The 26273-nt window shown below is 63.6% G+C and carries 28 protein-coding genes; 13 read left to right on the forward strand and 15 right to left on the reverse strand.

The annotated features are described in order from the left end of the window. Window positions 1-2 precede the first annotated feature (2 nt). Complete coding sequence (gene egtD, locus HAP40_RS25285; RefSeq protein ID WP_166815190.1) at window positions 3-974, forward strand: L-histidine N(alpha)-methyltransferase; 972 nt, start codon at window positions 3-5, stop codon at window positions 972-974. A 12-nt stretch (window positions 975-986) separates the two neighbouring features. On the opposite strand, the gene HAP40_RS25290 is transcribed toward egtD, so the two are convergent. Next, complete coding sequence (locus tag HAP40_RS25290) at window positions 987-2180, reverse strand: low temperature requirement protein A (RefSeq protein ID WP_166815189.1); 1194 nt, start codon at window positions 2178-2180, stop codon at window positions 987-989. Between the two features lie 26 nt (window positions 2181-2206). Next, window positions 2207-2443 carry a BolA family protein gene (locus HAP40_RS25295; protein ID WP_011088461.1) on the reverse strand — a complete coding sequence of 79 codons (237 nt, stop codon included), beginning with the start codon at window positions 2441-2443 and terminating at the stop codon, window positions 2207-2209. A 196-nt stretch (window positions 2444-2639) separates the two neighbouring features. Between HAP40_RS25295 and HAP40_RS25300 the strand changes: the two genes are divergently transcribed. Further along, complete coding sequence (locus HAP40_RS25300) at window positions 2640-2999, forward strand: DUF427 domain-containing protein (protein ID WP_166815188.1); 360 nt, start codon at window positions 2640-2642, stop codon at window positions 2997-2999. Window positions 3000-3128: 129 nt separating this feature from the next. On the opposite strand, the gene HAP40_RS25305 is transcribed toward HAP40_RS25300, so the two are convergent. Next, window positions 3129-3302, reverse strand: coding sequence for a DUF1328 domain-containing protein (locus HAP40_RS25305; RefSeq protein WP_166815187.1), 174 nt, complete (start codon window positions 3300-3302; stop codon window positions 3129-3131). Between the two features lie 180 nt (window positions 3303-3482). On the opposite strand from HAP40_RS25305, the gene HAP40_RS25310 reads away from it, so the two are divergent. Next, on the forward strand, window positions 3483-4670 hold the full coding sequence (locus tag HAP40_RS25310) for an acyltransferase family protein (protein ID WP_208024894.1): 1188 nt from the start codon (window positions 3483-3485) through the stop codon (window positions 4668-4670). A gap of 111 nt (window positions 4671-4781) precedes the next feature. On the opposite strand, the gene purL is transcribed toward HAP40_RS25310, so the two are convergent. Further along, the gene (purL, locus tag HAP40_RS25315) at window positions 4782-6992 is read right to left on the reverse strand and encodes a phosphoribosylformylglycinamidine synthase subunit PurL (protein WP_166815186.1); all 2211 of its coding nucleotides are present in this window, start codon (window positions 6990-6992) and stop codon (window positions 4782-4784) included. 184 nt (window positions 6993-7176) lie between these two features. Here purL and HAP40_RS25320 point away from each other — a divergent pair, with 184 nt between their 5' ends. Both HAP40_RS25320 and HAP40_RS25325 read left to right on the forward strand, forming a co-directional pair. Beyond that, window positions 7177-7656, forward strand: a complete 480-nt coding sequence (locus HAP40_RS25320) for a PaaI family thioesterase (RefSeq protein ID WP_166815185.1) — start codon at window positions 7177-7179, stop codon at window positions 7654-7656. 74 nt (window positions 7657-7730) lie between these two features. Next, window positions 7731-8696: a DMT family transporter gene (locus HAP40_RS25325; protein ID WP_166815184.1), complete on the forward strand. Its 966-nt coding sequence runs from the start codon at window positions 7731-7733 to the stop codon at window positions 8694-8696. Between the two features lies 1 nt (window position 8697). Here the strand turns inward: HAP40_RS25325 and HAP40_RS25330 are convergent, their stop codons facing one another. The 3 genes from HAP40_RS25330 to purQ all read right to left on the reverse strand — a co-directional run bounded on the left by HAP40_RS25330 (window position 8698) and on the right by purQ (window position 11284). Next, window positions 8698-9435 (reverse strand): tetratricopeptide repeat protein, encoded by a 738-nt coding sequence (locus HAP40_RS25330; RefSeq protein WP_166815183.1) that lies wholly within the window; start codon window positions 9433-9435, stop codon window positions 8698-8700. Window positions 9436-9611: 176 nt separating this feature from the next. Further along, window positions 9612-10586 (reverse strand): tripartite tricarboxylate transporter substrate binding protein BugD, encoded by a 975-nt coding sequence (locus HAP40_RS25335; RefSeq protein WP_166815182.1) that lies wholly within the window; start codon window positions 10584-10586, stop codon window positions 9612-9614. Next, entirely contained in the window at window positions 10583-11284 is a 702-nt protein-coding gene (gene purQ / locus HAP40_RS25340) for a phosphoribosylformylglycinamidine synthase subunit PurQ (RefSeq protein ID WP_166815181.1), read from the reverse strand. Before purQ ends, HAP40_RS25335 begins: the two co-directional genes overlap by 4 nt. A 158-nt stretch (window positions 11285-11442) precedes the next feature. Here purQ and HAP40_RS25345 point away from each other — a divergent pair, with 158 nt between their 5' ends. Beyond that, window positions 11443-12459 carry a magnesium and cobalt transport protein CorA gene (locus HAP40_RS25345; protein WP_166815180.1) on the forward strand — a complete coding sequence of 339 codons (1017 nt, stop codon included), beginning with the start codon at window positions 11443-11445 and terminating at the stop codon, window positions 12457-12459. 151 nt (window positions 12460-12610) lie between these two features. Here HAP40_RS25345 and purS read toward each other — a convergent pair whose 3' ends face one another. Continuing rightward, a complete protein-coding gene (purS, locus tag HAP40_RS25350) occupies window positions 12611-12850 on the reverse strand; it encodes a phosphoribosylformylglycinamidine synthase subunit PurS (RefSeq protein WP_061847426.1) in 240 nt (79 codons plus the stop codon). Between the two features lie 15 nt (window positions 12851-12865). After that, a complete protein-coding gene (gene purC / locus HAP40_RS25355) occupies window positions 12866-13633 on the reverse strand; it encodes a phosphoribosylaminoimidazolesuccinocarboxamide synthase (RefSeq protein WP_173015815.1) in 768 nt (255 codons plus the stop codon). Between the two features lie 321 nt (window positions 13634-13954). Between purC and HAP40_RS25360 the strand changes: the two genes are divergently transcribed. Further along, on the forward strand, window positions 13955-14278 hold the full coding sequence (locus HAP40_RS25360; protein ID WP_166815179.1) for a DUF1476 domain-containing protein: 324 nt from the start codon (window positions 13955-13957) through the stop codon (window positions 14276-14278). A 5-nt stretch (window positions 14279-14283) separates the two neighbouring features. Here HAP40_RS25360 and HAP40_RS25365 read toward each other — a convergent pair whose 3' ends face one another. Beyond that, the gene (locus tag HAP40_RS25365) at window positions 14284-15255 is read right to left on the reverse strand and encodes a LysR family transcriptional regulator (RefSeq protein WP_166815178.1); all 972 of its coding nucleotides are present in this window, start codon (window positions 15253-15255) and stop codon (window positions 14284-14286) included. Window positions 15256-15361: 106 nt separating this feature from the next. Between HAP40_RS25365 and HAP40_RS25370 the strand changes: the two genes are divergently transcribed. Continuing rightward, the gene (locus HAP40_RS25370) at window positions 15362-16189 is read left to right on the forward strand and encodes an isocitrate lyase/PEP mutase family protein (protein WP_166815177.1); all 828 of its coding nucleotides are present in this window, start codon (window positions 15362-15364) and stop codon (window positions 16187-16189) included. Here HAP40_RS25370 and cynS read toward each other — a convergent pair. Continuing rightward, window positions 16176-16664 carry a cyanase gene (gene cynS / locus HAP40_RS25375; protein WP_166815176.1) on the reverse strand — a complete coding sequence of 163 codons (489 nt, stop codon included), beginning with the start codon at window positions 16662-16664 and terminating at the stop codon, window positions 16176-16178. The genes HAP40_RS25370 and cynS overlap by 14 nt on opposite strands. Window positions 16665-16962: 298 nt before the next feature. Between cynS and HAP40_RS25380 the strand changes: the two genes are divergently transcribed. Then, window positions 16963-17715: a hypothetical protein gene (locus HAP40_RS25380; protein ID WP_166815175.1), complete on the forward strand. Its 753-nt coding sequence runs from the start codon at window positions 16963-16965 to the stop codon at window positions 17713-17715. Between the two features lie 128 nt (window positions 17716-17843). On the opposite strand, the gene HAP40_RS25385 is transcribed toward HAP40_RS25380, so the two are convergent. The 4 genes from HAP40_RS25385 to HAP40_RS25400 all read right to left on the reverse strand — a co-directional run bounded on the left by HAP40_RS25385 (window position 17844) and on the right by HAP40_RS25400 (window position 22057). Further along, the gene (locus HAP40_RS25385; protein WP_166815174.1) at window positions 17844-18695 is read right to left on the reverse strand and encodes a carbohydrate ABC transporter permease; all 852 of its coding nucleotides are present in this window, start codon (window positions 18693-18695) and stop codon (window positions 17844-17846) included. Beyond that, window positions 18695-19579 (reverse strand): carbohydrate ABC transporter permease, encoded by an 885-nt coding sequence (locus HAP40_RS25390; RefSeq protein WP_246741356.1) that lies wholly within the window; start codon window positions 19577-19579, stop codon window positions 18695-18697. Before HAP40_RS25390 ends, HAP40_RS25385 begins: the two co-directional genes overlap by 1 nt. Window positions 19580-19635: 56 nt before the next feature. Further along, window positions 19636-20883, reverse strand: coding sequence for an ABC transporter substrate-binding protein (locus HAP40_RS25395; protein WP_166815173.1), 1248 nt, complete (start codon window positions 20881-20883; stop codon window positions 19636-19638). 112 nt (window positions 20884-20995) lie between these two features. Further along, window positions 20996-22057, reverse strand: coding sequence for an ABC transporter ATP-binding protein (locus HAP40_RS25400; RefSeq protein ID WP_166815172.1), 1062 nt, complete (start codon window positions 22055-22057; stop codon window positions 20996-20998). 107 nt (window positions 22058-22164) lie between these two features. Here HAP40_RS25400 and HAP40_RS25405 point away from each other — a divergent pair, with 107 nt between their 5' ends. From HAP40_RS25405 to HAP40_RS25420, 4 genes are all read left to right on the forward strand, one after another. Continuing rightward, window positions 22165-22668 (forward strand): MaoC/PaaZ C-terminal domain-containing protein, encoded by a 504-nt coding sequence (locus HAP40_RS25405; protein ID WP_166815171.1) that lies wholly within the window; start codon window positions 22165-22167, stop codon window positions 22666-22668. A 104-nt stretch (window positions 22669-22772) separates the two neighbouring features. Next, entirely contained in the window at window positions 22773-23405 is a 633-nt protein-coding gene (locus HAP40_RS25410) for a TetR/AcrR family transcriptional regulator (RefSeq protein WP_166815170.1), read from the forward strand. Next, window positions 23356-25077, forward strand: coding sequence for an acyl CoA:acetate/3-ketoacid CoA transferase (locus tag HAP40_RS25415; RefSeq protein ID WP_208024893.1), 1722 nt, complete (start codon window positions 23356-23358; stop codon window positions 25075-25077). Before HAP40_RS25410 ends, HAP40_RS25415 begins: the two co-directional genes overlap by 50 nt. Before the next feature lie 15 nt (window positions 25078-25092). Beyond that, complete coding sequence (locus HAP40_RS25420) at window positions 25093-26265, forward strand: dihydrodipicolinate synthase family protein (RefSeq protein WP_166815169.1); 1173 nt, start codon at window positions 25093-25095, stop codon at window positions 26263-26265. The last annotated feature ends 8 nt before the right edge of the window (window positions 26266-26273 follow it).

The following is a 26273-nucleotide window of genomic DNA, read 5'->3' on the forward strand; positions in this document are numbered from 1 at the left end:
TCATGAATGTGCACGCCAGCGCTTTGGCCGAAGCCCATCTCCCCGACGAGCAGACCACCGCCTTCGCCCGCGAGGCCATCGCGGACCTCTCGCAGCAGCCGAAAAAACTGTCGCCGAAATATTTCTACGATGCGACCGGGTCGGAATTGTTCGAAGCGATCACGCGCCTGCCGGAATATTATCCGACGCGCACCGAGCTTGCGATCCTGAAGGAGCGCGGCAGCGAGATCGCAAAGATCATTCCGGAGCACGCGGCGCTGGTCGAGTTCGGCGCCGGCGCGACGACGAAGGTTCGCCTGCTGCTGGGCCACTGCAGGTTCGCGGCCTATGTCCCCGTCGACATTTCCGGCGACTTCCTGAAGGCGCAGGCGAACGGCCTGAAGCGGGACTTCCCCTCGCTCGGCATCTATCCGGTCGCGGCCGACTTCACGACGCCGTTCGAGCTGCCCCGGCAGGTCGCATCCATGCCCAAGGTCGGCTTCTTCCCCGGCTCGACCATCGGCAATTTCGAGCCGCAGGAAGCGCAGGCCTTCCTGAAAAGCGCCCGCAAGATCCTCGGCAAGGGCGCCCAGATGATCATCGGCGCGGATCTTGAGAAGGACGAACGGGTGCTGCACGACGCCTACAATGACGCGGCCGGCGTCACCGCACGCTTCAATCTCAACGTGCTGGTGCGCATCAACCGCGAGCTCGGCGGCAATTTCGACCTCTCCGCCTTCACCCATCGCGCGATCTACAACCGCGAGCGGCACCGCATCGAGATGCACCTGATCAGCAAGAAGAGCCAGACCGTGCGCCTGCTCGGCACCAGCTTCTCGTTCCGCCCGGGCGAGAGCATCCACACCGAGAACAGCTACAAGTACAGCATCGAACGCTTTGCGGCGCTGGCGCAGGGCGCAGGCTGGCGCGTGCGCGAGAGCTGGACGGATACGGACGAGATGTTCTCGGTGCACGCGCTGGAGGTGGCGGAGTAGACGGTGCGGGGCTCAATGCCCCTCCGCTTCCCCCGACGTCGCCCCCAGCGACAGCGACTCCCACACCGCCACCACGATCATGATCATCGTCGTCGCGACCGAGAGCCAGAGCGGCGACATGTCCGAGGCGAACCAGCTCAGCGCCAGCAGCAGGATGATGCCGACGCCATGCGAAAGCTGGAGGAAGCCGCGGATCGCGTGCTTGAACAGGATAGTACCGACCAGGAACACCAAGGGTCCACCGATCGTGCTCACGATGGTGCGCATGTCGGAGTGTCCGGTGGGGTGCTTGAGCACCAATTCGTCAGACACGGCCGTCAGGATGATGCCCGCGACGATCGGCGTGTGCAGATAGGTATAGGCGAGCCGCGCCAGGCGGCCGGATTCGGCGGATTTCGAGATGCGCTCGGAGCCGGCCTCGGCGCCCTTGTGAAAATAGATCCACCACATCGCGATGGCGCCGACCAGCGCCGACACGAAGGCGAGGATATTGCTCGCGGTCCACTCCAGCTCCGCGAAGGTCGCGCCGTTGACGACGATGGCCTCGCCGAGCGCGATGATGACAAACAGGGAGCAGCGCTCGGCCATGTGCGTGCCTTCGACGGCCCAGGCCTCGACCGAGGAAAAGCCCAGCTTCGGCACCCAGAACCGCACCGCCGGTGAGATGTATTCCAGAGTCACCGCCGCGATCCACAGCCATAGCCGCGTGTCTCCCTCGGACAAGCCGCCTGCGATCCACAACACCGCGGAGACCGAGAGCCAGGTCAGAATGCGGATTGCGTTGTGCCGCACCGCGGTCCGGTGATGCGGAGTCGCAAACATCCAGAACGCCGTACGTCCCACCTGCATGGTCGCGTAGGCAATCGCAAACCATAGGCCCCGCCCCTCGAAGGCGGTCGGGATCGTCGTCGACAGCACGAGGCCGCCCAGCATCATCGCAAAAAGCAGGATGCGGACGGGCGTCAGCTCAGGATTGAGCCAGTTGGTGACCCACGCGGTGAAGACCCACACCCACCACACCGCCAGAAACAGCACGGCGACGTGCACCGCGCCGAGCGGCGTGAAATGATGCAGCAGCGTGTGCGAGATCTGCGTGACGGCGAAGACGAAGACGAGGTCGAAGAACAGCTCGACATTGGTGACACGGCTGTGCTGGTTCGGCGTGACGACGCGAAACATCGTGCCGCGCGGGTTGTCCGCAGCCATCGTCTTCCCCCGTCGCGCTGGTCAGATCAGGTGCCGGGTACGCCGGTTTGCAGCGCCAGCGCATGCAGCACGCCGCCCATCTGGCCGCGCAGGGACTGGTAGACGATCTGGTGCTGCTGGACGCGGGACTTGCCGCGGAAGGATTCAGAGATCACGGTCGCGGCATAATGGTCGCCATCGCCGGCGAGGTCACGGATGGTCACCTCGGCATCGGGGATCGCTGCCTTGATCATCGCCTCGATATCGTGGGCGTCCATGGGCATTCGGGTCTAGCTCCTTGTCTCGGCTGCGAATCAGCCTCGTCGTCGAATCGCTGCCGGGGTCCCCGGCCCGGCAGGGCCAAACTTAGCGTGAACGGCCTTCTGCGTCACGCCTTCAGGTACTATATCTCTGATCCGATCACGATAAAGGCACGACAAAGTGCCGCGCGCGACAGGTTGATCGAAAAGGCGTGACATCATGAAGCTTCCAGGGCCCGACCACCCCATCACCATCACCCAAAACCCCCGGCGCGTCCGCGTCACGGCCGGCGACATCGTGATCGCCGAGAGCAGCAAGGCTCTGACCCTGAAGGAAGCCAGATATCCGGCGGTGCAATATTTGCCGCGGGAGGATGCCAACATGGCGCTGCTGGAGCGCACCGAGCGCGTCACCCATTGCCCGTACAAGGGCGATGCGAACTATTACAGCGTCAAGGCCAGCGGCAAGACGCTCGACAACGCGATCTGGACTTATGAGACGCCCTTCCCCGCAATGGCGGAGATTTCCGGCCATCTCGCCTTCTATCCGGACAAGGTGAAGATCGAGGAGGTGGGGTAGCAGCCCCGCGCCCTGCTCCGTCATGGCCGGGCTTGACCCGGCCATCCACGTTCTTTGATTGCCACGGATGAGGAAGACGTGGATGCCCGGGACAAGGCCGGGCATGACGGTTGAGCGTGCGGCGCAGCGCTACGCCCTGAAGATCGTGAGCCCCAGGACCAGCAGCACCAGGAAGATCACAACGAAGACGTAGAACAGGAAACGGGCGACGTCGGCGGAGGCGGCCGAGATGCCGGTGAACCCGAGCACGCCGGCCACGATCGAGATCACGAGGAAGATCAGCGCCCATTTCAGAATCGTCATCGCCAACTCCGACTTAAGGCCGTGTCGCGGCCCTCAACCCATGCCCGGACGCTAACTTTGCTTCGCGGAACTGGTTCCTGATGGCGTCAGGGGAGACCTGCGGCGCAGACTGCCCTTGCTGAATCGAGTTCCCGGCGTCACAGTCCAGCCGGGAGCAAGAACGCGATCGGGGCCACCACGATGACGATGTCACATTCAGCGACGATCGGCGCAGAGGTGTATGCCGCACCGAAGAGCAAGGCGCGCAATCTGGCGATTGATCGCGCCCGCACCTTCCTCACTCTGGTGGTGCTGCTGCATCATGCGGTGATCCCCTATACTTATTTCGGTCATACCGATCCGAAGTACTTCTTCGGCTTCGACATGATCGTGCTCGCCACCGACAGTTTCTTCATGGCGATGTTCTTCTTCCTGTCGGGCCTGTTCGCCTGGTCAGGTATCGCCCGGAAGGGACCGCTGAACTATCTGCAGGATCGCCTGCTTCGGCTCGCGCTGCCATTCGTGATCTGCGCTTTCACGGTCATTCCGATCGCCTATTACGCCATCTCGCTGCGGCACCATCCCGAGATCGGCTTTTCGGAATACTATTGGAATATGATCACGAAGGGCCCGTGGCCGAGCGGGCCGATCTGGTTTCTCTGGGTGTTGTTGGGTTTCGACCTAGTTGCCTGCCTGCTGTACCGGCTGTCGCCCAATCTGCTCGATCCGATCAATCGCCTCTCACTGCACGGCCGCCGCCGGCCCGCGGTGTTCTTCGCAGTGATGCTTGCCGTCACCGCTGTCTTCTACGTTCCCGGGCTGGTCCACTACGGGCATAGCAGTTGGTTCGAGTTCGGGCCGTTCTCGGTCCAGCAGGGGCGCGTGATGCTCTACGCGACCTACTTCTTTTTCGGTGCCGGCATCGGCGTTGCGCAGATGGATCGCGGGCTGCTCGCAGTCGACGGCCGCATGGCAAGGGTCAGCTGGGACTGGATGGTGCTGGCGATCGTTCCGTATTGCCTCTTATGGGTGCTGATCTTCATCAAGCGCGAAATACTGGGCAACCCGTCGCCGTTGCCGGACTGGTATGAAGCGCTCTATGCGATCTGCTTCACGGTCTTCAGCGTTGCCGTCATGTTTCTGATCCTGGCCTTTTTCCAGAGGTTCAGGCAGTCAGGCTCAGCCAAGCTGCTCGATCCAATGCAGGGCGACGCGTACGGCATGTTCCTGGTGCACTATCCGATCGCACTGTGGCTGCAATACTGGCTGTTCGACTATGATCTGCCGGCGATCGTCAAGGCCACGATCGGGTTTGTACTGACCGTTGCGGCAAGCTGGGCGCTGACGCGCGCGTTGCGGCAGATCCCGGGCGCGACAAAGGTGCTTTGAGGAACAGCTCGTAGCCCGGATGAGCGTAGCGATATCCGGGAACCCTCTCGACAAAGACCCGGATGTCGCTTCGCTCATCCGGGCTACGGGCTCTGAGCTCGCGGCGGCGCCTTACGCCGCCTTCCCGCCCATATACTCCGGCAGCCAGCGCTCGAACGATTTGCGCAGCACGTCGATCGCAACCGGCGCCTCGCCCGCGATGGCAATCGCATCCCCGCCGGTGGTGCCGATGCGCACGCAGGGCACCTCGCAGCCGCGCATCTTGGCGAGCACGCGGCCGGCTTCCGTTTCCGGCACGGTGACGAGATAGCGCGCCTGGTCCTCGCCGAACCAATAGGCCTGCGAGACCAGCGAAGTCGGTGCCGCCAGCAGCTTGGCGCCGATGCCGCTCGCCATCGCCATCTCGGCGAGCGCGATCAACAGGCCACCGTCGGAGAGGTCGTGCACGGCGGTCGCGGTGCCCGCATGGATCATGCCGCGCACGCAATCGCCGTTGCGCTTCTCGGCGGCGAGATCGATCGGCGGCGGCGCGCCCTCCTCGCGACCGCAGATGTCGCGCAGGTAGACGGACTGGCCGAGCCAGCCATGGGTCTCGCCGATCAAGAGGATCGCCTCGCCCTCGGCCTTGAAGGCGAGCGACGCCGATTTGGTGAAATCGTCGAGCAGGCCGACGCCGCCGATCGAGGGTGTCGGCAGGATGGCGCGACCGTTGGTCTCGTTGTAGAGCGAGACATTGCCGGAGACGACGGGGAAGTCGAGCGTACGGCAGGCTTCCGAGATTCCCTTCAGGCAGCCGACGAACTGGCCCATGATCTCGGGCCGCTCAGGATTGCCGAAATTGAGATTGTCGGTGATCGCGAGCGGCTTGCCGCCGACGGCGGTGATGTTGCGCCACGCTTCCGCCACCGCCTGCTTGCCGCCCTCGAACGGGTCGGCCTCGCAATAGCGCGGCGTGACGTCGACGGTCAGCGCCAGCCCCTTCGGCCCGTCCTGCACGCGCACCACGGCGGCATCGCCGCCGGGACGCTGCATGGTGTTGCCGAGGATGACGTGGTCGTACTGCTCCCAGACCCAGCGCTTGCTGCACATGTCGGGCGTGCCGATCAGCTGCTCCAGCGCGGCCCCGAGGGCCATCGGCGCCGGCACGTCGCGGGCATGCACGATCGGGAGCGCGGCGGAAGGGACATGCGGACGGTCATAGACCGGCGCCTCGTCGCCGAGCTCCTTGATCGGCAGGTCGGCCATGACGTCGCCGCCATGCTTGACCACGAAACGCTTGCTCGGCGTGGTGTAGCCGACCACGGCGAAGTCGAGGCCCCATTTCCGGAAGATCGCCTCGGCTTCCTCTTCCTTCTCGGGCTTGAGCACCATGAGCATGCGCTCCTGGCTCTCCGAGAGCATCATCTCGTAGGCGCTCATGCCGGTCTCGCGGGTGGGCACCGCATCGAGGTCGAGATCGACGCCGAGATCGCCCTTGGCGCCCATCTCGACCGCCGAGCAGGTCAGGCCAGCCGCGCCCATGTCCTGGATCGCGATGACGCAGCCCTTCTCCATGATCTCGAGGCAGGCTTCCAGCAGCAGCTTTTCGGCGAAGGGATCGCCGACCTGAACGGTCGGGCGCTTCTCCTCGGACTTGTCGTCGAACTCGGCCGAGGCCATCGAGGCGCCGTGAATGCCGTCGCGCCCCGTCTTGGAGCCGAGATAGACGATCGGCATGTTCACGCCGGACGCCGCCGCATAGAAGATCTTGTCGGCATCGGCGAGGCCCACGGCCATCGCGTTGACGAGGATGTTGCCGTCATAGCGGGTGTGGAAGCGCACCTGGCCGCCGACCGTCGGCACGCCGAAGGAATTGCCGTAGCCGCCGACGCCGGCGACCACGCCGGAGACGAGGTGCCGCGTCTTGGCATGCTCGGGCGCACCGAAGCTCAGCGCATTGAGGCAGGCGATCGGCCGCGCGCCCATCGTGAAGACGTCGCGCAAGATGCCGCCGACGCCGGTGGTCGCGCCCTGGTAGGGCTCGATATAGCTCGGGTGGTTGTGGCTCTCCATCTTGAACACCACGGCCTGGCCGTCGCCGATGTCGATCACGCCGGCATTCTCGCCGGGGCCCTGGATCACCCAGGGTGCTTTCGTCGGCAGGCCGCGCAGATGGATGCGCGACGACTTGTACGAGCAATGCTCGTTCCACATCGCCGAGAAGATGCCGAGCTCGGTGAAGGTCGGCTCCCGCCCGATCAGCTTCAGGATGCGCTCGTATTCGTCCGGCTTGAGCCCGTGGGCGGCAACCAGTTCGGGGGTAATCTTGGGTTCATTCTTCATGGATTCGGGGCTTTCGGCGGCGGTTGGCCGTTCTTAGGAACATCGGGCGGCTTGGAAAAGCCCTTTATGGCGCATTTTCCCGCTGTCCCACGTTTTGCGCCGGGGGCCCCGCGGGAACAGGAATTGCACGGCGCGGACGGATCGGATTTAAGGGCTCAAGACCAGCAATTGAAGGCCTATTTCCTTGCACGAATTGACCAAAGTCCCCTCCACCCGCCGCCCTGACCTCCATGTCGCCACGGAGGGCGAATTCGCGGGCTGGCGAACGTGGATTCGCGACAGTTTTGAGAGCCATATCGGCCCGTTCTGGCACAAGATCGAGGACGACGGCAGCGTCCGCTCGGCGTTCCGGGTCGAGAAAAAGCACCTCAACGGCTCCGGGAACGTTCATGGCGGCTGCTTCATGGCCTTCGCCGACTACTGCCTGTTCGCGATCGCCACCCATGAGCTGGACGGCCCGGCCGTGACCACCAATTTTGCCTGCGATTTCCTCGACGCCGCCCGCGAGGGCGAGTTGGTCGAATGCGCAGGCGAAGTCTCGCGCGCCGGCGGCTCGCTGATCTTCCTGCGCGGCAAGCTGACCTCGGCCGGCCGGCCGCTGTTCACGTTCTCCGGGACGATCAAGCGGGTGAAGCGGAAGCCGGCACTGCAGGCAAACGCATAGCTCGCGACCTTTCCTTTTCGCGTCCCCTCGCCCACAGTTGCGGAAGCGCTGTTGCGCCGGGGAGCAGAAACAAGGTGCCGCAGAGCACACCGCCAACGGGCAGCACGGCGGCCACCGCATCAGTGCCATTGCCAACGAAACCCGCTACCGGCGCGCGTGGTTGGCGCGACTATGCCCTCCTGTTCGCACTCGCCTGCTGCTGGAGCTCGACCTATCCACTGACCAAGCTGGCGCTGGACACGATCCCGCCCATCACCTTCATCGCGGCGCGCTCGCTGATCGCAGCCGCCTTCCTGTTCGCGATCCTGTGGATGCGCGGCATCAAGGTCCCGACCGACGCCAGGGCCTGGAAGCTGTTCGCCACCCAGCAATTGATCAACTCGACCTTCCCGTTCCTGATCATCACCTGGTCGCAGCAATATGTGCCGGCGTCGAACACGGTGGTGCTGGCCTCGACGACGCCCATTTTCGCCTTCCTGATCACCTCGCTGATCACGCGGCACGAACCGGCGACGCTGCTCAAGCTCGCCGGCGCGATTTTGGGGCTCGCCGGCACCATCGCCATCGTCGGGCTCGACGCGTTGCGCGGCTTCGGCAGCGAGATCATTGCCGAGATCGCGATCCTGCTCGCCACCATCTCCTTTGCCTGCGCGACCATCTTCGGCCTCAGGCTGTCCGAATACGACCCCATGGTGGTGGCGGCCGGCTCGCTCTTGTTCGGCGGCCTCGTGCTGCTGCCGCCCTCGCTGATCATCGACCAGCCCTGGACGCTGCAGCCGACGCCCACGGCGATCGTCGCCACCATCGTCATGGGCATCGTCTCCAGCGCGCTGGGTCTGATGCTGTTCTACGTCTGCCTCGGCCGCCTCGGAACGCTGACCACGAATGCCCAGGGCTATTTGCGCATCCCGATCGGCGTCGGCCTGTCCGTGCTGCTGCTCGGCGAGAGCGTGCCGTCGAACCTCGCACTCGGCCTGCTGCTGGTCATGGCGGGCGTTGCGGCCATGACGGTGCCGGCGGAGCGGTTGAAGTGGCGGTAGCTCACGGCGAGAGCTGCTTCTCCGCGATGGACAGCCACTCGGCCTGCGCCTTGCGGAGATATTTCGGTGCGCGGCGCATCTGGATCAGCAGTTCGTTGAAGACCATGCGCGCCTCGGCGGTGCGGCCGACCATTTGCAGCAGCATGCCGTAGCGCACCCGCGCTTCGGCTCCGGGAAAATAGCCGGCGAGCGCTTGATATTCCTCGAGCGCTTCGTCGAGACGTCCGACCTCCGCAAGCGCGCGGGCGTACAACAGATGCGCGTCGGCGGAGTCGAAGTCGGGCCATTGCTTCTGGAAATCGTCCAGCGTCGCGAGCGCGTCAGCCGGGCGCTTGGCGGAAAATTCCGCCTGCGCCTTGCGCAGGGCATAGGCGGGATCGTGACCCATGGGCAGCTTCAGGATGTGATCGTAATGCGCTTCCGCTTCGCCGAACCGGCCGATCGTCGCGCACTCTTCCGCCAGCGCGGCGCGATTGGCGATGGTGTCGGTGCCTGCCAGACGGTCGGACAGCTCGCGATAGCGCTTCTCGGGATCGAGGCGATTGGCGACACGCTGGCGCGCCTGCCGCGCGCCAGCGCTGGAGAACCATTCGGGAATGAGCTCGACCGCGATATAGGCGAGCGCGCCCATCATCGGCACCAGCAGGATGATGAAGGCCCAGGGCCGCAGCCGGCCGGTTCGCGACGCGTGATAGATCAACGTGATATCGAGCAGCAGAACGACCAGAGCGACGGGCATGTGACATCCAGGAGCACAACGAGAGCGCACCGCCCTGATATCGCAACTCGTGCAGCAAAACAACTTTGAGTTGCTTCCACCCGCACAGTGCGCGAACCCGGACGCGCGCGCCTGTAACGGCGACGCAGGGTCAGTCGCCTCGAACGCGATGCAGGTTCATGAAAGCGTAGCCGCAGCTATGGCTTGGCGTCGTCCGCGAGCATCTTCCGGTACTTCTCGACGTCGCGCGTCACGAGCTTCGCAAGCACCTCGGGCGTGTGCTCGTCGGGATCGGGGGCAACCGTCGAAAGATCGGCAAAGCGCTTCTTCACCGCGTCGGTTTCCACCGCCGTGCGTGCGGCCGCGTTCAGCTTGGCGATGACGGCGGGCGGCGTTCCCTTCGGTGCGAACAGGCCGTTCCAGCCCTGCGCCTCGAATTCGGGCAGGCCGGCTTCGGCGGAGGTCGGCAGGTCCGGCAGCGTGGCGAGGCGCACGGTCGAGCCGACCACGAGGCCCTTCACCAGCTTCTCGTTGATCGACTGCGAGACCGAGGCGGCCGCGTCGCAGACGCCGTCGATCTGGCTGCCGACCGCGTCGGTCAGCGCAGGCGCGGCGCCGCGATAACCGACCAGCGTCGCATCGATCCCGGCTGATGTGACGAAGCTCTTGCAGATCAGATAGTTCGAGGAGCCGACGCCGGCATGGCCGAGATTGATCCTGCCGGGATTGGCCTTGGCGTAGGCGATGAACTCCTTGAGGTCCTTCGCCGGAAAATCCTTGCGCAGCGCGATGATGCCGAAGGTCTTCGCCACCATGGCGATCGGCACGAAGGACTCCGGCGTGAACGGCAGCTTCGGATAGATCGTGTAGGTCGCAGCATTGGTGCCGGCATTGCCGATCGCGATGGTGTAGCCGTCGGGCTCGGCGCGGGATGCGCGTGCGAGCGCAGTCGAACCGCCGGCGCCGGCGACGTTCTCGATCACGATGGTCTGGCCGAGCGCGATGCCCATCTGCTCGGCGACCGTACGCGCGATCACGTCCGAGGTGCCGCCGGCCGCGAACGGCACGATCATGGTGATCGGACGTTTTGGATAATCCTGCGCGAATGCGGCGGTCGCAAGCGAGGCCGCCGCGAGCGCGGCGAGCGTCCGCTTCAACACGAACGCAATCACGCGGCCTTTTCCAGATGCTGGACCAGGCCGGCGAACAGGCCGCGGCCGTCGGTGCAGCCCATGATGTCTTCGACGTGGTTTTCCGGATGCGGCATCATGCCGAGCACGTTGCCCTGGTCGTTGACGATGCCGGCGATCGACTGCGCCGCGCCGTTGATGTTGCTGATGTCGTCGATGCTGCCGTCGGCCGCGCAGTAGCGATAGAGCACGCGCCCCTCGCCTTCGAGCCGCTTGATGGTTTCCGCGTCCGCCGCGTAATTGCCCTCGCCATGGGCCACGGGCACACGGATCACCTGGCCCGCATTGTAGCCGCGGGTGAACGGCGTGTCGGAGCGCTCGACGCGCAGATGCACGTCGTGGCAGATGAATTTCAGCCGCGCGTTGCGCATCAGGATGCCCGGCAACAGGCCGGACTCGCAGAGGATCTGGAAGCCGTTGCAGACGCCGAGCACGAGGCCGCCCTTGGCCGCATAATCGCGCACCGCATCCATCACCGGCGCACGCGCCGCGATGGCGCCACAGCGCAGATAATCGCCGTAGGAGAAACCGCCCGGCACCACGACAAGATCGGTGCCCGCGGGCAGCGAGGTCTCGGCGTGCCACACCATCGCGGGCTCATGGCCCGAGATCAGCCTTAAGGCGCGCGCCATGTCGCGCTCACGGTTGATTCCGGGAAAGACGAGGATGGCGGCTTTCATGGCTCAAGGTTCCGAAAAGGGGCTGGCCGACGGGCCAATTCGCGAAAAGACATATCCATTTGACGGGGATTTTACCAGTGCTAGCCTCGGCACAGGGCCTTGTGCACAGGTGATAGTCGCACGCTGTGCGGCCGCTCGATTTGCCCGGGATTGAAGCCATGAACGTCCCGTCGCTGCCCACCTCCCCGTCCGAACCGGTGTCCGCCGAGGGCGTCGTCGCTGCCGGCGCCTATGTCGACGGCCGGCGCATCGCCAATATCGCCATCAGCGAGGCCTCGAGCTGGCGCGCCAAGCCCGGCCACGTGGTCTGGATCGGCCTGCACGAGCCTGACATGGCGCTGCTGGGCGCGGTGCAGAAGCAGTTCGACCTGCACGATCTCGCCATCGAGGACGCCAACCACGCCCATCAGCGCCCCAAGATCGAGCAGTATGGCGATGCCCTGTTCATCGTCGCGCGCACCGCGCAATTGATCGAGCGCCGCATCGCCTTCGGCGAGACGCACATTTTCGTCGGCGAAGGCTATCTGGTCTCGGTGCGCCACGGCGCCTCGACGTCCTACACGCCGGTACGCGAACGCTGCGAGAGCTGTCCGCGGGCGCTCGCGCGCGGCGAGGACTACATCCTCTACGCCATTCTCGATTTCATCGTCGACAATTACTCGCCGGTGCTCGAGAGCATTCACGAGGAGATCGAGGGCATCGAGGATGACGTGCTGTCCAAGGCGATCAGCAAGGCGCAAATCGAGCGCCTTTACATGCTGCGCCGCGACCTGTTGCGGCTCAGGACCGCGATCGGCCCGCTGGTGGAGGTCTGCCGCCGGCTCGAGCATGACGAGCTGTCGATGGTGCGGCAGGCCATGCAGCCGCTGTTCCGCGACGTCACCGACCACGTCCGCAACATCCAGGAGCGCATCGATTCCATGCGCGAGGTGCTGGCCTTCGCCTTCGAGGCGAGCCTGCTGGTCGGCCAGGCCCAGGAGACCGCTGTGTCCAAGAAGCTCGCGTCCTGGCTCGCGATCATCGCCATTCCCACAGCGCTCGCCGGCATCTACGGCATGAACTTCAAGCACATGCCCGAGCTGGAATGGGAGTACGGGTACTTCATTCTGCTCGGCGTGATGCTGACGGCATGCGGCTCGCTGTACTGGCGTTTCCGCAGCGTGGGGTGGCTGTGAACGAATCGCAGCTACGCCCCAGTCTTGCCTCTCATCGTGAGGAGCGCGCTCTTTGCGCGCCTTGCAGGATGAAGGCCGAGGCGTAAGAGCCGGGCCCGCGTGGTTCGAGACGCGCTTCGCGCGCCTCGTCATGAGGGCCTACGAGGCAGCCTCAGACGATCTCGACCCGATAATTCTCGATCACGGTATTCGCCAGCAGCTTGTCGGCGGCGTCCTTCAGCGCGGCCTCTGCCTTGGCCTTGTCGGCGCCGGCAAGCTCGATGTCGAACACCTTGCCCTGGCGGACGCTGGCGATGCCATCGACGCCGAGCGATTTCAGCGCGCCTTCGATGGCCTTGCCTTGCGGATCGAGGATACCCGTCTTCAGGGTCACGGTGACACGTGCCTTCACGTCAAAGATCCTCTCTCAGCTCTTCACCAGCACCGGGCCGGAGCCCTGCGGACGCTCGTTCTCCATGAGGATACCGAGGCGCTTTGCGACTTCGGTATAGGCCTCGAGCAGGCCGCCGAGATCCCTGCGGAAACGGTCCTTGTCGAGCTTCTCGTTCGACTTGATGTCCCACAGACGGCAGGAGTCCGGGGAGATCTCGTCGGCGACGATGATCCGCATCATCTCGTTCTCGAACAGGCGGCCGCATTCCATCTTGAAGTCGACGAGGCGGATGCCGATGCCGAGGAAGAGGCCGGTGAGGAAGTCGTTGACGCGGATGGCCAGCGCCATGATGTCGTCGATCTCCTGCGGCGTCGCCCAGCCGAAGGCGGTGATGTGCTCTTCCGACACCATGGGGTCGTTGAGCTGGTCGTTCTTATAGTAGAATTCGATGATCGAACGGGGCAGCTGCGTGCCCTCCTCGATACCGAGGCGCTGCGACAGCGAGCCGGCGGCGACGTTCCGCACCACTACCTCCAGCGGCACGATCTCGACCTCGCGAATCAACTGCTCGCGCATGTTGAGGCGGCGGATGAAATGGGTCGGCACCCCGATGTCGTTGAGGTGCTGAAACAGGTACTCCGAGATCCGGTTGTTGAGGACACCCTTGCCCTCGATCACCTGATGCTTTTTCGCATTGAACGCGGTGGCGTCATCCTTGAAGTGCTGTATCAGGGTGCCGGGCTCCGGGCCTTCGTAGAGAACCTTTGCCTTGCCTTCATAAATGCGACGCCGACGGCTCATGGGGATGTACCGTGTTTTGTTGAAATCCATGAATTTGGTGTGCTCCGGTTGACTAGGATTACGAACCCACAGCGGAGCTGCCGTGAACGGCTGGGAACCCGCCTGTAACCCCTGGAAACAGAACAGGAACCAAACCTCCAGGCAACCTATCCGATTGGCTGTCCCAGCACAATCGATCCGGCCGTCCGGCACCAACTTATACCGTCTTGCCTGCGGCTTAACGGCCCGTTGTTTTGCTCTTTTGTGCTATCTATGTAGGCACGGGGCCGGGTCGCCGCAACGTAAGGCGCCCGCTCCATTGAGAAGGGATTTGGAACAGGCATGAGCGAGTTCGACAAGCGCCAGGAAGGTTTCGAGAAGAAGTACGCCCTCGACGAGGAGCAGAAATTCAAGGCAGAGGCCCGTCGCAACCGGCTGCTCGGTCTGTGGGCGGCGGAGAAGCTCGGAATCACGGGCGATGCCGCCGCGGCCTATGCCAAGGAAGTGGTCGCCGCCGATTTCGAGGAGGCCGGCGATGCCGACGTCCTGCGCAAGATCACGGCCGATTTCGCCGCCAAGAACGTCGCCATCACCGAGCAGGCGATTCGCGCCAAGATGAGTGAACTGATCGCGGTGGCGGCCGCCGAGGTGAAGGCGGGGAAATAACCGAGTCAAACCGAGCGCCGGCGCGCAACACCCTTGCGCGCCGGCGAACTTTTTCGGGCGTCCCGCCTCGCCAAGACATCCAGCGCATAGTTGCGGCGAATGCTCTCGAGCAGGCGCTCGGCGGCAGCGCTTAGAAACCCGCCACGACGCGTGACAAGGACGATGTGCTGCTGCGCGGCAAGATCGCCCACGGCGATCGTCGCGATCGAGCCCGCACGCAGTTCCTCCGCCAAATGGCTTTGTCCCAGCAGTGCAAGGCCAAAGCCCGATTCCACGAGCCGCTTCTGCGCGGTGAGGCTGTCCACGGCCGTCCACTCCACCTCGCCAAGTCCCTGCGTCAGAAACAACGCGAACACGTGAGCCGCGGCGATTTCGCGCCGCCCGCGGATCTCCGGAAAGGCGATCCAGCGCTCGCCACCGAGCTCGGCGAGGCGCTTCACGCGCTTTCCGGCCAGAGGATGATCCGCCGCACAGACGACCTGCAACGCCTCGCTCAGCACCTGCTCGCAGGCGAGATCGCCGGAGCGGTCGGTGTTGTAGCGCAGGCCGATGGTGGCCTCGCCGCGCCGGATGAGATCGCTGACCTCCGCGCTGGTCGCCGTCCGCAAGGCCAGCGTGACGGCCGGATGCTCCTTGGCAAACCGCTTCATGATGCTGGAGAGGCGGCCGTCGGCGAGCGTGCCGGTCACGGCCAGCGATACCGGCCCTGCGTTCTGCTTGGTCAACGCGCGGATCGCCTGTTCGGCGTCCTGCGCCGCGGCAACCGCGCGCTCGGCATAGGGGATCAGCACGCGCCCGGCATCGCTGAGCCGCGTGCGGCCCGCCACCCGCTCGAACAGGGGCACGCCGAGCTCCTGCTCCAGAAGCGCGATGCGGCGCGAGATCGCCGGCTGCGAACGGTGCAGGAATTTTGCGGCATGCGAGATCCCACCCCTGCGATGAACGGCCAGGAAGGTGTTGAGGGCGTCACTGTCCATCCCAGATCATCCCATGCAAAAAGCTGATGATATCCGACAGGATAACAAATTTGGCGGATGACGGAAGTGCGCCTAAAGCTCGTGGGACAGACAATGGAGACGAGCCATGACGAGCCAGCTGGACAAGGCGACGGCGTTTCGCGCGCTGCACGAGCGGCGTGGTGCCTTCATCATTCCCAATCCGTGGGACGCGGGCACCGCCAAGCTGCTCGCGGCGATGGGCTTCGAAGCCCTGGCGACCACGAGCCTCGGCGTCGCCAACATGCTCGGCAGCAGCGGCGTCAGCCTCGACCTCATCCTCGCCAATGCGCGCACGATCGTGGATGCCACCGAGCTGCCGGTCAGCCTCGACCTCGAGAATTGCGGCGCAGATGAGCCAAGGCGTGCTGCCGAAGCGATCCGGCGTGCCGCCGAGGTGGGCGCGGTCGGCGGCTCGATCGAGGATTTCAGCGGCGACCGCGATCGCCCGATCTACGACTTTTCCCTGGCCGTCGAGCGCGTCCAGGCCGCCGTCGAAGCGGCGCGCGCGCTGCCCATTCCGTTCACGCTGACGGCGCGAGCCGAGAACCTCCTCCACGGCCGCAAGGACATCGACGACACGATTCGCCGTCTGCAGGCTTTCGAGGCCGCTGGCGCCGACGTCCTGTATGCGCCGGGCCTGTACGATCTCGCCACGATCCGGACGGTGGTCTCCTCGCTCGGCAAGCCGTTCAATCACGTGATGGGCTTTGCCGACCCGACGCTGACAGTCGAACAATTGTCCGCCGCCGGCGTCAAGCGCATCAGCGTCGGCGGGGCGATGTCGCGCTACGCGCTCGCAGCGTTCCTGAACTGCGCGCGCGAGATGAAGGACAAGGGATCCTTCACCTATGTTCGCGGGATGGCTCCGGTCGGCGAGTTGCGCGCCGCCTTCGCCGCCGTCACTCCTCCCTGAAGCCGTACTCCGGCACATTGCCGCTGGCGCCGTAATATTTGTACGGCAGGAACTTGCCGCTCATGGTGATCCTGACGCGGTCGCCCTTCGGGTTGGCGACGCGCTCGATGGCCATGTCGAAGTCGATCGCCGACATGATGCCGTCGCCGAACTCCTCCTCGATCAGCGCCTTCCAGGCGGGGCCGTTGACCATTACCATCTCGTAGAAGCGGTAGATCAGGGGATCGGTCGGCGGCATCGGCGTGCCGGTGCCCCGCATCGGCACCTCGTTCAGCATCGCGACTTCCGCCTTCGACAGGCCGAACAGCTCGCCGGCATTGGCAGCCTGCGGTTTCGTCAGCTTCATCTGGCCCATGATCGCACCAACGATCAGGACTTCGGAATAGCCGCCGATCTTCTCGCAGATGTGCTTCCAGCTCCAGCCCTTCTCGCGCTTGATGTCGAGCAGCTTCTCGGTGAGGTCTTCGCGTTTCATGTCGGGTCTCCCTTGATCAGGCACTGTGTCGGGCCTGCCGCTTTGGGAGGCACGAAACGTGCCAGTAAATGAGGCCAGCGCTTCACCGGCGTCCTCGCGAAATTCCCCGCGGGAGGCCGCCCGCGCGAATGACATGCTGATGCAATGGCTGGCCGAGGGAAAGATCCGCCCGCACATCGATCGCGTCCTCCTTTGGAGGGGTCGGGCAAGCCATGCGCGCGCCGTGCCCAATCGCTCGGTTCAGGGCAGAATTGTCCTCAAGATCGGGTAAGGTGCACCAACGACGAAGAGAGAACCGATGGCACCGATCATCATCGACAAGCGCTATTGCGGCCCTCCGAATTCCGGCAACGGCGGCTATGTCTGCGGCCGGCTCGCCCGGCACATTTCCGGCGGCGCCGAAGTGACGCTACGCGCACCGACACCACTGGATACGGCGCTCGACACCGTCGCGACGGACGACGGCACGTGGGAGCTTCGCGATGGCGCCAGGGTCGTGGCGACGGCGCGAGCGGCAAGCGTCGAGCTGGCGCGCGTGGAGAGCGCCAGCTTGCCGGAAGCACGCGCGGCCGCGCTGCTGGCGCTGTTCGAGCCGCACCAGCATCCGCTGCCGCACTGCTTCGTGTGCGGTCCCGCAAGGGCACAAGGCGACGGCCTGCGCGTCTTTGCGGGGCGGCTCAGCCGTCATGCACCGGTTCCCGTTCTCGCGGCGACTTGGACACCGGATTCGAACCTCGCCGCCGAGGATGGCCTGGTCGCGCCCGAATTCCTCTGGTCAGCGCTCGATTGCCCCACCGGCTTTGCCTGCAATTGCGAGCCGCAGAGCGGCGGCTTCGACAAGACCCCGCTCCTGCTCGGACGGATGTCCGCCCGCATCGAGGCCCGCCCGCGTCCTGGCGATGCCTGCATCATCACGGCCTGGCCCACCGGCCGCGACGGCCGCAAGCGCACCGCCGAAGCTGCGTTGCATGATGAAGGTGGGAGATTGCTGGCCGTGGCCCGCACGACATGGATCGCAGTGGACCGCGACGTGCAGCTCGGACGCGGGTGATGCGCGGCGAGGCCTACGCGCCCTGCTCGATCATCCCCTGCAGCCGCACCAGCTCCGCCTCCAGACCGCGCTCCACGTCCGCCGCGCGAATGTCGAGCACCCGATAGTCCCGCGCCTCGAGCGCATCCTCACGATTTTACGGCTCCGACCGTGAGGCCTGCGACGAAATGCTTCTGAGTCAGAAAGAACAGTGCAACAGGCGGAAGCGCCGCGGCCAACGAACCTGCCGAGATGAGATTCCAGGCGGTCAGCCATTCTCCCTTGAGACCTGCAAGTCCAAGCGTAAGCGGCTTTGCCGCATCGCTCTGGACCAGCACGAGAGCCCAGAAATAATCATTCCAGACAAATGTGAAGACAAGCACGGAAAGGCCCGCCAGAGCCGGCCTCAGAAGAGGCACGATGATCTGCCAGATGATCGTGAACTCGCTCGCTCCTTCGAGCCTCGCTGCTTCGAACAGTTCATTCGGCAGAGCGACCACGAAATTGCGCAGAAACAGCGTCGCAAAGCCCGTTTGAAATGCGGTGTGAAATATGATCAGGGCCCAGATGGAGTCGTAGAGGCCGAGTGAAAGTACGATGCCGCGCACCGGAATCATCAGGATCTGATACGGCACGAAGTTGCCGGCAATGAACATGGAGAAGACGAGCGTCCGGCCCGGGAAAGGATATTTGGCGAGTGCCACCGCAGCGAGCGTACTCAGCACGAGCACTCCCACCACGGTCGTCACCGTGACCACGATGCTGTTCACGAAGAACATGCCCATCGGCGAACTGGCAAAGATCTCCCGGAAATTCTCGACCAACGCGAACTGCTGGGGCATGCCCCAGTAGTTTCCAGCCAGCAGATCGCCTTGCGCGCGGATCGCCGTCATGACGATGGCGATGAGGGGGGCGATCCAGGCCGCGATCGCGACGTAGAGGACGAGGCGATAAGCAACACGGACCGGAAGCGGTCGGTCTTGAATGGGGGTCGGGTACATCAGCGCTCCGCGGCCTCCTGCTTGAGGGTGTACCGGAGAAACCAGGCGATGTAGACGCTCATGATCGCGAACAGAACGGTGGCGATTGCCGCCCCGTACCCGGCCCGATAGCTGAAGATGGTAGCATCGAACATCTGGTAGGCGAGAACCGTCGAGCTTCCGTACGGACCTCCCTGCGTCATGATTGCAATCATGTCGAAGTTTCGCAGCGACATGATCACGGTGATGATGGTGGCGACGAACGTTACAGGCCTGAGCTGAGGCAGCACCACGTAGTAGAACAAAGGCCATCCGCTCGCGCCGTCGAGGCGTCCTGCGGCGATCAGATCATCATCAAGCTGAGACAGACCCGCGAGAAAGAGAACGAGGCAGAACGCGATCTGCGACCACAGCGCGGCGGCAATGATGCCGAACGTGACCAGGTGCTCGTTGGATAGGATCGCTGGCGGCGTCATTCCCACGGCTCGCGCCAGAATGGCGATGATGCCGAACGTCGGATCGTAGAACCACGTGAACACGACGCCGATGATCACGTGCGCAAGAACGAGAGGAATGAAGAAGATCGATTTGACGAAGCGCATTTCCGGAAGAGTTTGATTCAGAAATACGGCGATCGCCAAGCCGATGACCGGCGCCAGCAGAAACAGGAGCAGCCAGATGATGTTGTTCTTCAGCGAGACGTAGAACTGCGGATCGGCGAAGAGCTCGGCATAGTTGCCGAGCCCGACCCAACTTGCCGGGCCGGTCCCGTCCCAGTCGTAGAAGCTGATCCAGATACTTTGGATGATCGGAATGACGATCAAAAGAACGAATATCGAGACCGGAGCGGCCAGCAGGAGAAGCGGTGTCAACCAGACCGCGCGAGTCTCCCACACGCGCTGCAGGCGCGTGGGGGGAATCACAGCTAGGTCCGCATAGTCGGCCATCGCGGTCTTCTCGCTCATTTGAAGATACGCTTGCGGGCTGCTTCAAGGCGCTCAAGGATGGCCTCGCCGCGCTGCGGGTTCGCCAGGAACTCCTGGAAGCCCTTCATTCCGATCTGCGCCATCTCCGGATCCGTGTCGCGGTCGTAGAACTGCGACGATCCCTTCGCGGCCTGAACCAGCTTCATCTGAACCTGGGAGAATTGGTCGTCGAGCGCGACATCGGTTCGGGCGGGCAGCACGGCGCCGGCCTTGGCAAACGCCGCGAGATTGTCCGGCTGTGCAAGGAATGCGAGGAACTTGAGCGCAAGCTCCTTGTTCTTGGCGCCCGACGGGATGCCGACGCCGTTGATCGAGACCTCTTCGAAGCCGTCGTTCTTCGCATCCATCGCCGGGAACGGGAAGAAACCGATTTTGCCGTGAACGTCGGCGGGCAGCGAAGTCAGAACATAGGGCCCAAGCAGGTACATCGCCGCCTTACCCTGGGCAAGCAGCGGGATCGCCTCCTGCCAGCCATAGGACGACGCGTTTTCCAGGAAGTACCCCTTCTCGATCGGCTGCTGCCAGGTCGCGAAGACTTTCTTGACGCGCTCGTCCGTGTACGACTCCTTGCCGTCCATGAGCGCCATGTGGAAATCGAGGCCGTTCAGCCTCAGATCGAGGTAGTCGAACCAGAGATCGTTTGCCCACAGATCGCGGGTGCCGATCGTGAAGGGAATCACGCCGGCCGCCTTGAGCTTGGCGGCGGCTGCCATCAATTCGTCCCAGGTCTTGGGCGGCGTAACGCCGACGCGCTCGAAAACCTCCTTGTTGTAGAAGAAGCCCCACGTCGTGAAGTTCGTCGGCATCATGAATTGCTTGCCGCCGTCGGTGACCGCCGGAAGGAACGGCGCCATGACCTCCTTGAGGTTCTGATCGGTGTAGAACTTGCTGATGTCCTCGAACGCACCCCGCTTGCTGAAGGCTCGCATGCGCGCGCCGGTGAACCAGAACGCAAGGTCGGGCGGCGTCGTGACGAGAAAGTTGCGGATCGACGTCTTGTAGGATTCGACGTCGCTGAAATTGATGGTGACCTTCGTACCCGGGTTCTTGGCCTCGAAGTCGCTGGCGATCTTGGTCATCGCCGCCTTTTGGCCCGCTCCGCTGCGGTCGGTGTTGATCGTCAACTGACCGGTCTGTGCGACCGCTGGCGCGATCGCCAGACCGCCGAGGGCAGCACCTATTGCAATGGCCGAACGAACCCTGCGTAGATCAATTCTCAACATCGCGTCTTTCTCCCTTATCGTTTCTATAATGTCGGCAAACGCTATACTTACTTTCCAGTAAGTCAATAAAATTGACCTGCGGCAGCTTGCGCACCGCGGCCCATCGCTTGGTTCATGCTGCGGCCAGTCGCTTGCCGTCAGTCGGGTCGAACAGATGAGCGGCCCTTGGATCCGCCGAGATGCGGATCGTCTCGCCGGGCGAGGCCGCCACTCGCTCCCGAAAAACGCAAACGATCTGCTGGCCGCCGGCGTCGGCGAAGACCTGCGTTTCTGATCCTGTCGGCTCGACCACCTTCACGGTGACTGGAACGCCCGAAGGATCGAGTGCGATATGTTCGGGACGCAGCCCGTAGATCGCCGGCCTCCCCTCGGAACCCGCTGGGGCAGAGCGCATTGGCAGCCGAAAACCGCCCGTGGAGTGAAAGCCCTCGCCGGTCACATTCCCCTCGAAGAAATTCATGGATGGCGAACCTATGAAGCCCGCGACAAATCGATTTCCTGGCCGGTCATAAAGATCCAGCGGCGAGCCGATCTGCTCAACGAGACCGTCATGCATGACAACGATCTTGTCGGCCATGGTCATCGCCTCGATCTGGTCGTGCGTTACGTAGACCGTGGTCGTTTTCAAGCGCTGGTGAAGATCCTTGATCTCGGTTCGCATCTGCACGCGGAGCTTGGCGTCCAGGTTCGAGAGCGGTTCGTCGAACAGAAAGACCTGCGGGTCGCGCACGATAGCTCGCCCCATCGCCACGCGCTGACGCTGGCCACCTGATAATTGCCGAGGATAGCGATCGAGAAGCTTCTCGAGACCGAGAATGCCAGCCGCCTTGGCCACTCGATCATCCATGATGGATTTGGGCGCCTTCCGGAGTTTGAGGGAGAACGCCATATTTTCCGCGACCGTCATATGCGGATAGAGCGCGTAATTCTGGAATACCATCGCGATATCCCGCTCCTTCGGCGGAACATCGTTCACGATGCGCTGACCGATGCGGATCGCTCCCTTCGTGACGCTCTCCAGACCGGCGATCATCCGCAGAAGGGTCGACTTGCCGCATCCGGAGGGACCGACCAGGATCACGAACTCTCCGTCGACAATGTCCACATCGACGCCATGAATGACAGGGCTAGCCCCAAAACTCTTGCGAACGTTTTGAATTTGAACTGAAGCCACGACGCACTCCATCGACCAGACACGCGGACCAACCCACGCTCAAATAGCCGTTGACGGCGCACGCCGTCAACGCGATAATTTACTTATCGGAAAGTAAGGGAAACTCAATGACGCCCAATGACGCGCCTGGTGGCGTTCCGGCTGGCCGCAAACTCACCGCCGGTGAATACGGCTACGACGATCTGGAAATTCACGACCGCTATGACACGGCGGGGGTAACAGTGACCGAAGCCCATGTAGTTGGATTTGCTGGCCTTTCAGGCGATCTGTTCGACGTTCACATGGACGATGAGTTCGCGAGAAACGTCGGGTTTCCGGGGCGCATCGCGCATGGACTGCTCGGGCTCTCCCTCGCGGACGGACTGAAAACACGAAGTCCGATCCGCTTGCTCGGTGTTGCCACCTTGAGCTGGAATTGGTCGTTCAAGGGGCCAATCCTGATTGGCGACCGCATTCACGCGGCGATCGTGGTCGCCGGAAAGCGCGCCACCAAGCGCCCCGACCGTGGAATCGTGACCCTCGGCATGCGGGTCCTCAAACAGACGGGAGAAACGGTCCAGGAAGGAGAAACCTTGCTGATGATGCGCCTTCGGGATAGCGCGTCGGCTTGACGGTGCGCCGCGCTCCGGTTCAAGTGATCGGCAATCCAAGCAACCCCTGCGGGTAGGTTATGCCACAGAAAACGAAGACCCGGACGGCAGGCGCTCGTACGGGAATGCGAGATACGATCAAGCGCGTCGCGACTGATCTCCTGATCAGACACGGATTTCACAACACGAGTTTCCGCGACATCGCGGATCAGATCGGAACGACCACTACGAACATCCACTATCATTTCGGCAGCAAACAGCAGCTCGTTGAAGAGGTGCTGACGGACTATGTCGCGGAAGCCTCGGCCAGACACAGGTCGATCTGGCTCGACGACGGCCATACGCTGGCAGAGAAGTTAAGAGCGGTCGTCGAGTACAATTACGAGCGATACAAGCGCTTCAATCGCGGCAAGGTGGGCGGACGGCCATGGAGCCTGATCGGACGCCTTCGTCTCGACAGCGAGGACCTTTCGCCGGTTGCACGGGAAAGCCTCGCATCATTCAGCCGATCAGTTCATGAAGCGATCAAGTCGGCTTTCGAGCAGGCTTGCAGGTCGGGAGAGCTGCAAGCGGACGCTCCGCTCGACGACCTGACGCTGCTGGTCGTCAATCTGGTGAACAGTTCCTCGGTGTTTACGCAGGATGCCGGCAGTTTCGACCGTCTGGAAGAATTCTTCACCGCCTTCGAGCGCGTGATGTTGAAGGTCTATGCCGGCAAGCCGACCGAGTCACGGGAGCGTCGCGCAAACCGTCATTGACTTACTACTAAGTAAGTGTACACCTTCCTGGAATTCTCGTTCCTTGGGAGGTTTTGACGTGAGGGTAATCACCCCCGAACAGGCCGCGACGCTGATCCGCGACGGAGACACGGTTCTCATCGGAGGCTCCGGCTCCGGACATGCCGTGCCCGAGCGATTGATCGAGGCGATCGAAGCGCGCTTTCTGGCGACCGGCGCTCCACGCTCCATCACCTCGATCCATCCGGTCGGACTGGGCGACCGCGGTCAGCGCGGCGCATCGCGATTTGCGCATGAGGGGCTGCTCAAGCGGATCGTCTGCGGGACGATCGTCGATGCGCCCCCGATTGCGGCGATGGCGGCGGACAACAAGATCGAAGCCTACACCCTTCCGCAGGGTGCCATATCGCAGCTGATACGAGAGATCGCGGCCGGGCGGCCCGGCCTCATCACCCATGTCGGCCTGCACACCTTCGTCGACCCGCGGCAGGCGGGAGGCCGGCAGAGCGAACGCGCAACCGAGGATCTCGTCGAACTGATCGAGCTCAAGGGCCGCGAATGGCTGTTCTTCAAGCCCTTCCCGATCGACGTCGCCTTCATCCGCGGAACGACGGCCGATGAAGACGGCAACATCTCCATGGAGCATGAAGCGATTTTCGGCGAGATGCTCTCGATGGCGCAGGCCACCCGCCGCTGCGGCGGACTGGTGATCGCGCAAGTCAAGCGCCTCACCCGCCGCGGCACCCTCCCGGCGAAGACGGTCAAAGTGCCGGGCATGCTGGTCGATGCGGTCGTTGTGGTGCCGGATCAGGCGCAAACCTATCAAACGTTCTATGACGCGGCCTTCGCTGGCGAGCTGAAGATCCCGCTCGATTCCTTTCCCAACCTGCCGCTGGACGAGCGGAAGATCGTCGCCAGGCGCTGCGCGATGGAGTTGGAGCCCGGTGCCGTCTGCAACGTCGGATCCGGCATCTGCACCGGCATCGGGCTGGTTGCTGCGGAGGAAGGACTTCTCGATCACATCACCCTGACCAACGAACAGGGCATCATCGGCGGGGCCCCGGCGAGCGGCCTCGATGCCGGGGCGGGACGCAACTATGCGGCGATGATCGACCAGCCCTATCAGTTCGATTTCTACGACGGGGGCGGACTGGACATCGCCTTCCTTTCGGCCGTCGAGGTCGATCCGCGCGGCAGCGTGAACATAAGCCGGTTTGCCGGACGCGTCGTCGGCATCGGCGGCTTTGTGAATATCAGCCAGAATGCCAAGAAGATGGTGTTCGGAGGCACCTTGACGGCGGGCGGTCTGAGGATCGGCGCCGGTGATGGCAAACTGGCCATCCTGTCGGAAGGCAAGTACAGGAAGTTTGTCCCGCAGCTCGAACAGACCTCCTACAATGGCCAGTACGCAAAGGCGCGCGGACAAACCACGGTATTCGTGACCGAGCGCGCCGTCTTCCGCACCGGGGAGGAAGGGCTCGAATTGATGGAGGTCGCGCCGGGCATCGATCTCGAGCGCGACGTCCTGGGCCAGATGGGTTTCCGGCCCAAGATCTCCCCGAACCTCAAGACGATGGACGAGCGGATCTTCCGGAGCGGGCGAATGGGGGTGGGCGACCACTTCGCCGAGGCGACGCCGAGCGTCCATCCGCGCCTGCAAGCTCTCGCCGCGCAATCCGCGACAACGTCCTGATCAGGAGATGCCAGCGTGACCGCCAAAACAGTCCTTCGCCTGCCTCTCGCGAACGGAAGCCTGGAGCCCTACGCGCTGAGCCAAGCAACGCGTTTTCCGGACCGCCAGCCCGGTCGCATGAATCGGATTGCCTTCTCGGCGGCTCACGTGGTCGCCGATCCGCTCGCAGATTGCGATCCGTGGCTCACCTGCGCAGTCGACTGGGATCGCACGATCGCATTCCGTGAATATCTGTGGGATCTCGGGCTCGGCGTTGCCGAGGCGATGGATACCGCGCAACGCGGCATGGGTCTCGATTGGCCGAATTCGCTGGAGCTGATCCGTCGCTCGGTTGCCGCAGCGAAGGCGCGCGACGGGCTCGTCTTTTCAGGGGCCGGCACTGATCATCTCCCGGATGATGCACCATCGACCATCGATGAGGTCATCGCGGCCTACGAACGCCAGATCTCCGACATCGAGAAGCTGGGCGGGCGGATCATCCTGATGTGTTCGCGCGCGCTGACCCGTGCCGCTAAGAATGCGGAGGACTACGTCAAGGTCTACTCCCGAATCCTCCGACAGGTCCGCGAACCCGTGATCCTCCACTGGCTTGGCGACATGTTCGACCCTGCCCTCTCCGGCTATTGGGGATCGAAGGACGTGGACGCTGCGATGAACACGGTCCTGGAGATCATCGACGAGCACGCCGCCAAGGTCGACGGCATCAAGATTTCGCTGCTGGACAAGGGCAAGGAAGTCGCGATGCGCAGGCGCCTTGCAAAGGGCGTCCGGATGTACACCGGAGACGACTTCAACTATGCGGAATTGATCGCCGGCGACAGCGAGGGCTACTCGCACGCCCTTCTCGGGATATTCGATGCCATCGCGCCTGCAGCGGCGGCGGCCCTGACCAGTCTGGCGAAGGGCGACCATAGGACGTTCGACGAGATCCTCGCGCCGACTGTTCCCCTCTCCCGTCATATCTTCAAGGCGCCCACGCGCTACTACAAGACCGGCGTGGTGCTTCTCGCTTACCTCAACGGGCATCAGGACCACTTCACGATGATCGGCGGCCAGGAGAGCGCACGCTCGACCCTGCATCTGGCCGAACTCTTTCGTCTATCCGACCAGGCCGGAATCCTGCGCGCCCCCGACCTTGCGACGAGGCGAATGAAGACGATCATGGCAGCGCGCGGCATCGAAGCCTGAAACGTGAG

Source organism: Bradyrhizobium sp. 1(2017), from assembly GCF_011602485.2.
GTDB lineage: Bacteria > Pseudomonadota > Alphaproteobacteria > Rhizobiales > Xanthobacteraceae > Bradyrhizobium.

Excerpts from the sequence above, each read along its gene's own strand:
- cynS (WP_166815176.1), bottom strand. The coding sequence starts at position 16,664 with ATGAAACGCGAAGACCTCACCGAGAAGCTGCTCGACATCAAGCGCGAG.
- purC (WP_173015815.1), bottom strand. The coding sequence starts at position 13,633 with ATGAGCCGTCGGCGTCGCATTTATGAAGGCAAGGCAAAGGTTCTCTAC.
- HAP40_RS25310 (WP_208024894.1), top strand. The coding sequence starts at position 3,483 with ATGACGATGTCACATTCAGCGACGATCGGCGCAGAGGTGTATGCCGCA.
- HAP40_RS25415 (WP_208024893.1), top strand. The coding sequence starts at position 23,356 with ATGCCGGCAAGCCGACCGAGTCACGGGAGCGTCGCGCAAACCGTCATT.
- HAP40_RS25385 (WP_166815174.1), bottom strand. The coding sequence starts at position 18,695 with ATGTACCCGACCCCCATTCAAGACCGACCGCTTCCGGTCCGTGTTGCT.
- HAP40_RS25345 (WP_166815180.1), top strand. The coding sequence starts at position 11,443 with ATGAACGTCCCGTCGCTGCCCACCTCCCCGTCCGAACCGGTGTCCGCC.
- purL (WP_166815186.1), bottom strand. The coding sequence starts at position 6,992 with ATGAAGAATGAACCCAAGATTACCCCCGAACTGGTTGCCGCCCACGGG.
- HAP40_RS25370 (WP_166815177.1), top strand. The coding sequence starts at position 15,362 with ATGACGAGCCAGCTGGACAAGGCGACGGCGTTTCGCGCGCTGCACGAG.
- HAP40_RS25330 (WP_166815183.1), bottom strand. The coding sequence starts at position 9,435 with ATGCCCGTCGCTCTGGTCGTTCTGCTGCTCGATATCACGTTGATCTAT.
- HAP40_RS25360 (WP_166815179.1), top strand. The coding sequence starts at position 13,955 with ATGAGCGAGTTCGACAAGCGCCAGGAAGGTTTCGAGAAGAAGTACGCC.
- HAP40_RS25405 (WP_166815171.1), top strand. The coding sequence starts at position 22,165 with ATGACGCCCAATGACGCGCCTGGTGGCGTTCCGGCTGGCCGCAAACTC.
- HAP40_RS25380 (WP_166815175.1), top strand. The coding sequence starts at position 16,963 with ATGGCACCGATCATCATCGACAAGCGCTATTGCGGCCCTCCGAATTCC.
- egtD (WP_166815190.1), top strand. The coding sequence starts at position 3 with ATGAATGTGCACGCCAGCGCTTTGGCCGAAGCCCATCTCCCCGACGAG.
- HAP40_RS25365 (WP_166815178.1), bottom strand. The coding sequence starts at position 15,255 with ATGGACAGTGACGCCCTCAACACCTTCCTGGCCGTTCATCGCAGGGGT.
- HAP40_RS25300 (WP_166815188.1), top strand. The coding sequence starts at position 2,640 with ATGAAGCTTCCAGGGCCCGACCACCCCATCACCATCACCCAAAACCCC.
- HAP40_RS25410 (WP_166815170.1), top strand. The coding sequence starts at position 22,773 with ATGCGAGATACGATCAAGCGCGTCGCGACTGATCTCCTGATCAGACAC.
- purQ (WP_166815181.1), bottom strand. The coding sequence starts at position 11,284 with ATGAAAGCCGCCATCCTCGTCTTTCCCGGAATCAACCGTGAGCGCGAC.
- HAP40_RS25290 (WP_166815189.1), bottom strand. The coding sequence starts at position 2,180 with ATGGCTGCGGACAACCCGCGCGGCACGATGTTTCGCGTCGTCACGCCG.
- HAP40_RS25395 (WP_166815173.1), bottom strand. The coding sequence starts at position 20,883 with ATGTTGAGAATTGATCTACGCAGGGTTCGTTCGGCCATTGCAATAGGT.
- HAP40_RS25305 (WP_166815187.1), bottom strand. The coding sequence starts at position 3,302 with ATGACGATTCTGAAATGGGCGCTGATCTTCCTCGTGATCTCGATCGTG.
- HAP40_RS25295 (WP_011088461.1), bottom strand. The coding sequence starts at position 2,443 with ATGCCCATGGACGCCCACGATATCGAGGCGATGATCAAGGCAGCGATC.